This is a genomic window from Aquiflexum sp. (genome assembly GCF_977115555.1).
This window is the reverse complement of sequence record NZ_CDSBKL010000142.1, coordinates 1-9,676: the sequence shown is the minus strand read 5'-3', so window position 1 is coordinate 9,676 and position 9,676 is coordinate 1. Positions and strand designations below refer to the sequence as shown.

The 9,676-nt window shown below is 40.2% G+C and carries 7 protein-coding genes; 5 read left to right on the top strand and 2 right to left on the bottom strand.

Going from position 1 to position 9,676, the window contains the following annotated elements; translation table 11 throughout:
- The 5 genes from ACZFYI_RS10210 to ACZFYI_RS10190 form a co-directional block, all read left to right on the top strand.
- A partial coding sequence (locus ACZFYI_RS10210) for a methylmalonyl-CoA mutase family protein (protein WP_462524028.1) occupies positions 1-2,316 on the top strand: 2,316 nt, incomplete at its 5' end.
- 218 nt (positions 2,317-2,534) lie between these two features.
- Complete coding sequence (locus ACZFYI_RS10205) at positions 2,535-2,951, top strand: OsmC family protein (RefSeq protein ID WP_462524027.1); 417 nt, start codon at positions 2,535-2,537, stop codon at positions 2,949-2,951.
- Positions 2,948-3,187 carry a hypothetical protein gene (locus ACZFYI_RS10200; protein ID WP_462524026.1) on the top strand — a complete coding sequence of 80 codons (240 nt, stop codon included), beginning with the start codon at positions 2,948-2,950 and terminating at the stop codon, positions 3,185-3,187. Before ACZFYI_RS10205 ends, ACZFYI_RS10200 begins: the two co-directional genes overlap by 4 nt.
- Positions 3,188-3,214: 27 nt before the next feature.
- Complete coding sequence (locus ACZFYI_RS10195) at positions 3,215-4,213, top strand: Cache sensor protein (protein ID WP_462524025.1); 999 nt, start codon at positions 3,215-3,217, stop codon at positions 4,211-4,213.
- Positions 4,214-7,111 (top strand): ATP-binding protein, encoded by a 2,898-nt coding sequence (locus ACZFYI_RS10190; RefSeq protein ID WP_462524024.1) that lies wholly within the window; start codon positions 4,214-4,216, stop codon positions 7,109-7,111.
- 9 nt (positions 7,112-7,120) lie between these two features.
- Here the strand turns inward: ACZFYI_RS10190 and ACZFYI_RS10185 are convergent, their stop codons facing one another.
- Both ACZFYI_RS10185 and ACZFYI_RS10180 read right to left on the bottom strand, forming a co-directional pair.
- Positions 7,121-8,428, bottom strand: a complete 1,308-nt coding sequence (locus ACZFYI_RS10185; RefSeq protein WP_462524023.1) for a dihydrolipoamide acetyltransferase family protein — start codon at positions 8,426-8,428, stop codon at positions 7,121-7,123.
- Positions 8,429-8,511: 83 nt separating this feature from the next.
- Positions 8,512-9,676: CinA family nicotinamide mononucleotide deamidase-related protein (locus ACZFYI_RS10180; RefSeq protein WP_462524022.1), on the bottom strand; the 1,165-nt coding region annotated here is incomplete at its 5' end.

The following is a 9,676-nucleotide window of genomic DNA, read 5'->3' as shown; positions in this document are numbered from 1 at the left end:
GATGTCAAAAAACAATACAAACGCAACCATAACCTTTGGGATATTGCTGAGGAAGATATTCCCGTTTTTGGGACCATCGCTTCGCAGTTCAATGATCCGGGGATGAACAACTTGTACAAGGCCATCATCCATAAATTGGTGGAGAAAACCGGTGTTGACCTACATACCTCCTTTGAACTCAGTAAGGAAATGTCGGAGAAAATCTACATCATCCCTCCGTCAAGGACGCGCTATCTGTCAGAAATCTCCGAGAATAACCGTGGTTATGACAAATGGGTGTTAGCCCAAAAGGAAGTCGCCCAAAAACTTTACAGCATCCAAAAATCCATCGAAGCAGTCAAGACCACCAAAGTGGCAGATGTAGATAGATTGGTCAAAGAACTCCAGGAAGTCTATGCACAAGTAGAGTTGGAACTCGATCCCAAAAACAAAAAATGGCTGGAGCAATGGCCAGAAAAAGCCCAAAAGTACGTAGATGATTTCTACGTGTTCAAAGTGAGGGACAAGGAAATCAAGATTCAGACCTATTACACTTCACTTTCCCAATCCAAAATTTCGAAGATTTCCCTCCCAAAATATGAAGCATGGGGAGATTTGTTGAAATGGGGATTGACTGAAAATGTTCCAGGAGAGTTCCCCTATACTTCCGGTGTATTTCCTTTCAAAAGAGAAGGGGAAGATCCTACAAGAATGTTTGCCGGAGAAGGCGGACCAGAGCGGACCAACAAGCGTTTCCACTACGTATCCAAAGGTTTGCCTGCCAAGAGGCTTTCAACGGCATTTGATTCAGTAACCTTGTACGGGGAAGACCCGGATTACAGACCGGACATTTATGGCAAAATCGGAAATTCAGGTGTCAATATTTGTTGCTTGGATGATGCCAAGAAGCTATATTCAGGATTTAACCTCGCCAACCCCATGACTTCGGTCTCCATGACTATCAATGGTCCTGCAGCAGCAATGACGGCCTTTTTTATGAATGCAGCCATCGATCAGCAATGTGAGATCTATATCAAAGAACAAGGCTTGGAAGAGGAAGTCAATGCCAAGATTGAAGCTATTTATCAAGCAAAAGGTGTAGCAAGGCCCACATACAATGCTCCCATTCCAGAAGGAAATGACGGTCTAGGGCTGATGCTGATTGGAGTGACCGGCGATCAGGTATTGCCGAAGGAAGTCTATGAAAAAATCAAGGCATATACCTTGGCCAATGTCAGGGGAACTGTACAGGCCGATATCCTCAAAGAAGACCAAGCTCAGAATACCTGTATTTTCTCCACTGAATTTTCTCTGAGATTGATGGGGGACATGCAGCAATATTTTATCGATCAAAATATCAGGAATTTCTATTCTGTGTCTATTTCGGGATACCATATAGCCGAAGCAGGTGCCAATCCCATTACTCAGTTGGCGTTGACACTTTCCAATGGCTTTACCTATGTGGAATATTATGTATCAAGGGGAATGGACATCAACCAATTTGCGCCGAACCTTTCCTTTTTCTTTTCCAATGGGATCGACCCGGAATATGCGGTAATCGGCAGGGTGGCAAGAAGGATTTGGGCAAAGGCAATGAAATTGAAATATGGCGCGAATGAGCGTTCACAAATGCTCAAGTACCATATCCAGACTTCAGGACGCTCGCTACATGCGCAGGAGATTGACTTCAATGATATCCGTACGACGCTACAGGCATTGTATGCTATCTATGACAATTGTAATTCCCTTCACACCAATGCTTATGATGAAGCCATTACCACCCCTACAGAAGCATCCGTTCGCAGGGCAATGGCGATCCAACTAATCATCAACAAAGAATTGGGATTGGCAAAGAATGAGAATCCTATCCAAGGTGCTTTTATCATAGAAGAACTTACCGATTTGGTGGAGGAAGCGGTTTACAAAGAGTTTGATAGGATTACCGAAAGGGGAGGAGTGCTCGGAGCTATGGAGACTATGTACCAAAGGGGCAAAATCCAAGAAGAAAGCCTTTATTATGAGACATTGAAACATACAGGGGAATATCCGATTATTGGGGTTAATACCTTTCTTTCTTCAGAAGGCTCGCCCACTGTCATTCCCGGCGAGGTCATCCGTGCCACTCAGGAAGAAAAAGAAGGCCAGATTCAGACCCTGATCCAACTCCATGGAAAAAACGCTGATCTTACCCCAAGTCAATTGAACGAACTTCAGTTTGTAGCTGTTCGAAATGAAAACATATTTGAAAGACTCATGGAGGCAGCCAAGACTTGTTCGCTTGGACAGATTACAAGGGCCCTCTACGAAGTCGGAGGTCAGTACAGAAGGAATATGTGAGGCGAAGTTGGAAGTTAGGATGTAAGGAAGCATGGAAGTAAAAGGTAAGAGGTGAAAGGAAGTTTGAAGTCAGAAGTAGGAGGTAAAAGTAAAAGCAGAGCCGTAAAAGGCTCCCCCTTGTATGGGCCTGTTGGCCAGAATCAGTTAACCAATTAACCCAATAACCAATAACGATTAACCCAATAACCAAATTACAAATAACCTATAAACCAACCGCAATGAGCAAAAAACACGTCACCGTCAGAATGAAGGCGGATATGGAATATGAATCCATTAATCACTTTGGCAACAAAGTTGATATCGATATGTATGACAGCGAGCACAAAAAAGCCCAATCTCCAATGGAATTGCTTTTATCGGCTTTAGGCGGTTGTTCTGCGGTCGATGCCGTTCTGATGATGAAAAAGAAAAGAAGAACGATCACAGATTTTTTTATTGAGATCATCGGTATCAGGCATGAGGGTATACCAAAGTATTACACTGAGATTGATATGAAGTTTGTTTTGGTTTCACCGGATGCCACTGAGGAGGAATTTGCCAAAGTCGTGACTTTAGCGGTTGATAAATACTGCTCGGTAGCTTCTTCATTAAAATCTGAAATCAGGCATATTTCCGAGGTAAGGAGACCGGAATGAGGGTAGTCAACGAGTTTTCAAAGGACGGGATCAGGGTTTCGGTGTTTTCTTGGAACAATAAATACCTGCTAAAGTATGAATTGGGTCCTATGGAACAAACCTTCAAGATTCCGGAGACGGACATCTTGGAGGAATCTGACCTTGATTCATTTTATCAGGGGGAATTTTTTGATAAGGTTGTTTCAAGATTTAAAGAAATGGGTGAAAGCTTTCAAAAACAGCTTGAAAATCTTTAGATTTAAGAATTAACATAATTGCTGAACATGAAGGGTTTATTCTATTTCTGTTTTTTTGTCTCTATCTGTTTATTTTCCTGTTGCCCGCCTAAAGAATCTGAAAACACAACTGATTTCTTTGAAATCAATTCTTTCATTTCATTACTCGAATACGACCTTGGAGTTATTGAAGATGAAATTGTGCGGCTTGGTAGATTCTCCGAGGAACTTTTTGTAGACAAGAAAACCAAACTGGCAAATGCTGATCCTTATAAATACAAAATAGTAGGCGTTTCGGCCAATTCGGAACCCGGAGCCAATCCTGAAAAGAGTTCACTTTTTATTCCCACCATTTCAACTAATAAAGAAGCGGTCAAAGAACTTATTTTATTGACCAATCCTTTGGATGATGAATTCAAAAGAATTGTAAAGGAAATCCCGGTTATATCCCAGGCTTATTTTAATTCCAAATACCATCTAAACAGGCTTTACCCTCCCTATGATGTAAATTTATTGGAGCCGGATATTGATGTTACAAATTTCAATTTTTATTATCAGGGAGATGAGAAAAACAATCCTTCGAGGGCTCCGGCCTGGGTGGATGAGATTTACATTGATCCTGTGGGTAGGGGATGGATGATTACCTTGACATATCCTGTCTATGCAGAAGATGAATTAAAAATGGTTTTGGGATTTGACATCACACTGAATGATATCATAGAAAATTACATCAACAAAACCTCAAACCAACTCCTCATCATCGATGGGACCGGGACAGTAGTGGCAGGAAAGACTAAAGCCATTGAAGCGCTATCATTGCCTTCGTTAAAAAATTATACCTATACACAGACCATTACCTCAGACAGTTTTAGGAAAGAAGATTTTAACTTATTTAAAAGCAAGGATAAAGACGTCCGAATGATTGCAGATAAAATAATCAATTCCAACGAACAGGTTTTATTTTTATCAGAGAATAAAACAAAACTCAAAGTTCTATCTAAAAAAATGGACAAACTAGATTGGTATGTTCTGGAAATCCAATTTTAAATGATTCGCAAAGATTATTCACTCCCAAAATCCGAAACAGGACTATACCGCATTTTAGTGGTATTGGGGATTTTTGTTGTTTTTTTGATCACTTTTTTAGGTCTTGCTTTCTTTCAGGTACTCAGTGATAACCAAATCAACTCAAGTAAATTCACTCTAAATAAGCAGGCAGAGCTTGCCTCCAAACAGATTGAAAAAAGGTTTACGGCTTTTTATGATGACATGTCTTTCTTTGTCCGTAACCTAGAGCCTGATACATATGACAATAACGAAAGTGAAATTCTTGCATTTGAAAAAAGAGCAAGAAGAATATTCAACAACCACCGTGATCTGTTGGATACCATTAAAGTGATATTTCCAAACAAGGCGGTAATCTTTCATTTTGATAACCGCAATAATTTCATCAATACATTTCTCGATAAAGAGCAATTAATGAAGGAAATGGGTCAGAATGAGGTTTTTCTTGACTATCCTTCCAAGAATGTAGCGATCAGTGCAACCGTAAATCTTGAACGGTTTTTTATTGATGAATTGACAAATTACTATCTCGGGATCTCAGGAGAAAAGTTGATTTATTGTGATGGCAAACTTCGTGGAACCCATGATCAAAAGCTCAAAAAGGGATTTTTTCTGGACCAAGAAGTCCTAGATCAGATATCTGCTCAAGTTGAAGAAGGTCTTAAAGGGGATTTCAATGGGAAATTTGTCAATGAAAATGAAGACCTGGAATTTGAAGCATTGGTTCAGCATTATCCCTTCTCCCTTTTTCCCTTAAAAAGTAAATTCACTACAGTATTTGTCGTGGACAGGAATGTAGTTACAACTGGAATTTTTAGCACCTATTTTTATCTGATTTTGGCCTTATTGATATTGTTGGCTTTGGTGATTTTGATTTTATTCAAATCTATCAAGAATTCCCAAGTAACAAATGAGGTGCTTTCTAAGAATGCAGATGAGATTTCGGAGTTGTTTAGAAGGCAGGCATTGCTTCTGCATGAAACCAATGGCTTCATCTATTTTCAGGATTCCAACGGTCAAATGACAAGCGTGGGAAATGAAGTAAAAGGGATTCTTGGATATGAAAAGGAAGATTTTGCCTTGAATTTTAAAAAATATATTTCAAAAAAAGATATTGCTAAACTTGAAAAAACGATAGCAAACTCGGTTTTGAACAAAAGTGACAGTTTTTCTTTGGAGTTAGATTTTAAAACTAAGTCAGGGAAATTACGAAGGATAAAAGTTTTTGAAAGACTGGAATTTGATGAAAGAGGAAACTTTTTAGGGAATGTTGGGATCTGCACCGATATCCAGGAAAAATACGAAAGGGAACAGGAAATCGTCAACAGCGAAAACAGGTTGCGGGCGGTGCTAAACAGTTTGCCTGACCTGATTTTTATTTATGACAATGAAGGAAGATACCTTGATTTTCATGTTAAAGACAAAAGCCTTCTGGTAGCTCCTCTAGAAGGCGCCATCGGTAAAAAAATGACCGAAATTTTGCCGGGCAAATTGGCTGAACCTATCCAACAAGTCTTCAACAATACCATCAAAACCGGTAACATGCAGACTGCGGAATATGAAGTCGATATTCCTTCCGGAAAAAGACTGTTTGAGGCAAGATTTTTTAGACTTGACAATGACAAAGTAATGTCCATTGCAAGGGATATCACCGGTCAAAAACTTTGGGAAAGAGGATTGATGGAAGCAAAAAAAGCTGCAGAGCAGGCCAATTTGGCTAAATCTGAATTCCTTGCAAACATGAGCCATGAAATCCGAACTCCAATGAACGGGCTTTTAGGAATTATTCCATTATTGGAAACGACAACTTTGGATCAAAGGCAAAAGGATTATTTGCAGATTATCAAGGACTCAGGGGATTCTCTTCTCAATATCATCAAAGACATCCTCGATTATTCCAAGATTGAATCAGGAGAGATGACTCTGTATAAATCTGTGTTTAATTTCAAGAATGAAATTGAAAAAACCTTTAAAATATTCTCTGGGCTGATCAAAGAAAAAAACCTTCAATTTTCCTATCATTTTGAGAATACGGCACCTGAATATGTGGAGCTGGATAAGGAAAAACTCAGGCAAATTTTGATCAACATCATCGGAAACGCAATCAAATTCACCTCAGATGGAGGGGAAATCAATGTTAATGTTTCAGCAGAATCGATTTTTGAAAAGACTGTCATTATAAACTTTGTGGTTAAGGATAACGGGATAGGTATTCCTTCTGATAAGATAGAAATGCTAACTACCCCATTCTTTCAGCTAGACAGCAGCAGCACCAAAAGACATCAGGGTACAGGACTTGGTTTGGCGATTTCTCAGAAAATCATCGAATTGATGGGTGGACAACTGAGTATCAAAAGTGAACTTGGAGAAGGTTCGGAATTCTCCTTTGGTATTTTTGGAAAGATATGGTACAAAGAGGACAATCTCCAGATAAATATTAAGGATGAAGAAGAATTTGAGGGTTTGGCTTGGAAAAACATGGCAAAAGATTTCCCTTTAAGAATCCTGTTGGCAGAGGATAATTCCACCAACCTTTTATTTATGGACATGCTTATGGTGCAGTTGGGCTATGGATATGATGTTGCCAGAAACGGTTCAGAGGCTGTCCGCATGGTAAAAGAATCCGACTACGATCTCATCTTAATGGATATTCAAATGCCGGTGATGAATGGGCTTGAAGCAACTAAAGTTATCCGAAAATCAAAGGGGAAGGAAATTACCATTGTGGGTTTATCTGCTAATGCTTTCCAAGAAGATGTGGATCAGGCCATGGAAATTGGGATGGATTCATATATTACCAAGCCTCTGAAAATCAATGAAATAACAAGTATTATCAGGTCTTGTTCTGAAAGAACGCACATAAAAAAAGAGGTCAATTGACCTCTTTTTTTATAATTCTGTATCCAAGTCAAAGGCTTCAAGATAATCGGCCACCCTTCTTACAAACATGCCTCCCAGAGAACCATCTACTACCCTGTGGTCATAGGAATGGGAAAGAAACATCTTATGTCTTATCGCGATCACATCTCCCGTAGGGGTTTCGACTACTGCAGGTTTTTTCTGGATGGCCCCTACTGCCAATATAGCCACCTGAGGCTGCATGATAATTGGCGTTCCCATTACGTTGCCAAATGATCCCACGTTTGAGACTGTATATGTTCCTCCAATCAATTCATCAGGAGAAAGCTTGTTGATTCGGGCCCGATTAGCGATATCGTTGATTTTTTTGGAAAGGCCGATGAGGTTTAGCTGATCTGCTTTCCTTACTACTGGAACGATCAGATTTCCTGTTGGTAGGGCCACTGCAACCCCAATATTGATATCTTTTCTTTTAATGATTTTTTCTCCATCGACTGAGATATTGATCATTGGAAAATCTTTTATTGCTTTGGCTACGGCTTCTATAAAGAACGGAGTAAAGGTCAATGCTTCCCCTTCTTTTTTCTTGTAAGCCTCTTTTACTTTATTTCTCCATAAAACGATATTGGTTACGTCAGCTTCTACAAATGAGGTCACATGTGCAGAGATGCGTTTGGAATCGACCATTCTCTGTGCGATCATTTTTCGCATTCTATCCATTTCGATGATTTCGTCCTGTGCAGAAATGCTCATTTCTACCCGAGGAGCTGAGGATATAGCGTTTGTTGATAAACTAGATATTTCGACTGGCTTTTCACTTCGGTTTTTTAGGTATAAAAGTATATCCTGCTTGGTGACGCGACCATCTTTTCCTGAGCCCGGTATGGAAGCCAAATCCGATTTACTGATTTTTTCTTCTTTTGCAATGCTCAATACCAAGGGAGAATAAAACCTATCGTCCCCTTCTTGTTTTTCCTCTTGTGCATATGTCGGAACAATAGCAGCGGTATGTGCCGGGGCAGCAGAAAGCAAATCTGCTTTTGAATCGGGAGATTTTACTTCAATTGCCGGTGTTATTGGGGCTTCAGAGGCTTCGGTTGCTGATTCAATAATTGCAATTGGTGCGCCGACTGCGACTACTTCTCCTTCTTTGACCAATATTTTTTTCAAAATGCCGGCATGTGTTGAAGGGACTTCAGTGTCTACTTTGTCGGTAGCAACCTCCAAAACTGATTCATCCTGCTCGATGAAATCTCCTTCTTTTTTCAGCCAAGTGAGTATAGTTCCTTCAGTTATACTTTCACCCATCTTGGGCATCAGCATCTCTACATTTGCCATTCTTATATTATTTAATTGGGTTTATTTCCAAGTTTTAAAATTAAATTTTATTTTAACCAATGCAAAATCGATGAACATAATTTTTATTCTGTTTTTCCTAAAATGCTTAGCCGTAATAAATTCAAGGCTGCTACAGCCGTCAATTGGATATTTAGCATCCTGTCCTGAGTAAGTTGAAGCTTTTTGGCCACAGTCCTTCCTTCAATAGCACAGGCTATCCAAACCGTGCCTACGGGCTTTTCGGCCCAACCCCCGCCAGGACCTGCAATTCCGCTGCTAGCCAATCCAAAATCTGCATTGAATTGTTTCCTGATATTTTCGGCCATTTGGATGACAGTTTGTTCGCTTACCGCCCCATGTGTTTCCAAGATTTTATTGTCAACGCCAAGCAACCTGTTTTTGAACCGGTTGTGGTATGGAATCATACTTCCCTGAAAATAATCACTGCTGCCTGCAATGCTGGTGACCAAATGAGAAATGTAACCTCCTGTACAGCTTTCTGCCAAAGCGACTTTTTGGCCCTTTTGTTTCAAGAGTCGACCTACTGCTTCCTCGAGAGTTTCTGTGTTGTAGCCGTAGATATACTTTTCGATTATTGGCTTTACCTTTTCGATTTCAATTTCCACGTCATTTTTCAGGCGGAAAAGATCCTCGCCGAAAGCGGTCAGTCTGAGTTTGACCTGGCCCAATGAGGGCAAATAAGCGAGTTTGATATGGGAAGGAAGATTTTTTTCCCAGTCTTTGATCAAGTCAGCAAGCCAGCTTTCACCGATCCCGACTGTTTTTATGACTTTGTGGTAAATATTTGGAAGGGTAAACTGAGATTTGATTTTTGGAATGACATGTTGCAACATGAGGTTTTTCATTTCATGTGGCACGCCGGGCATTGACATCCACTTCTTTCCTTTTTCTTCAAACCACATTCCCGGTGCAGTTCCCAACTCATTGGGAATATAGAGGCATTTGGTGGGCAAATGTGCCTGCATTCTATTCAGATCGGTCAATTCTCTACCTCTTTTTTCAAAGAAAGTTCTTACAGCTTCCAGTGCTTCGGGAACCAATTCTATTCCACATCCAAAATATTCTGCCAAAAGAGGTTTGGTGAGATCATCATTGGTAGGTCCCAGACCTCCTGTCATCAAAATGATATCTGCTCTTTTTTCGGCGGCCTCAAAGCTTGCCAGAATGGATTCCCGGCTGTCTCCAATTGTACTTCTATGGACGACGCGCACCCCGATTTTGTCTAAC

Excerpts from the sequence above, each read along its gene's own strand:
- ACZFYI_RS10205 (WP_462524027.1), top strand. The coding sequence starts at position 2,535 with ATGAGCAAAAAACACGTCACCGTCAGAATGAAGGCGGATATGGAATAT.
- ACZFYI_RS10200 (WP_462524026.1), top strand. The coding sequence starts at position 2,948 with ATGAGGGTAGTCAACGAGTTTTCAAAGGACGGGATCAGGGTTTCGGTG.
- ACZFYI_RS10195 (WP_462524025.1), top strand. The coding sequence starts at position 3,215 with ATGAAGGGTTTATTCTATTTCTGTTTTTTTGTCTCTATCTGTTTATTT.
- ACZFYI_RS10190 (WP_462524024.1), top strand. The coding sequence starts at position 4,214 with ATGATTCGCAAAGATTATTCACTCCCAAAATCCGAAACAGGACTATAC.
- ACZFYI_RS10185 (WP_462524023.1), bottom strand. The coding sequence starts at position 8,428 with ATGGCAAATGTAGAGATGCTGATGCCCAAGATGGGTGAAAGTATAACT.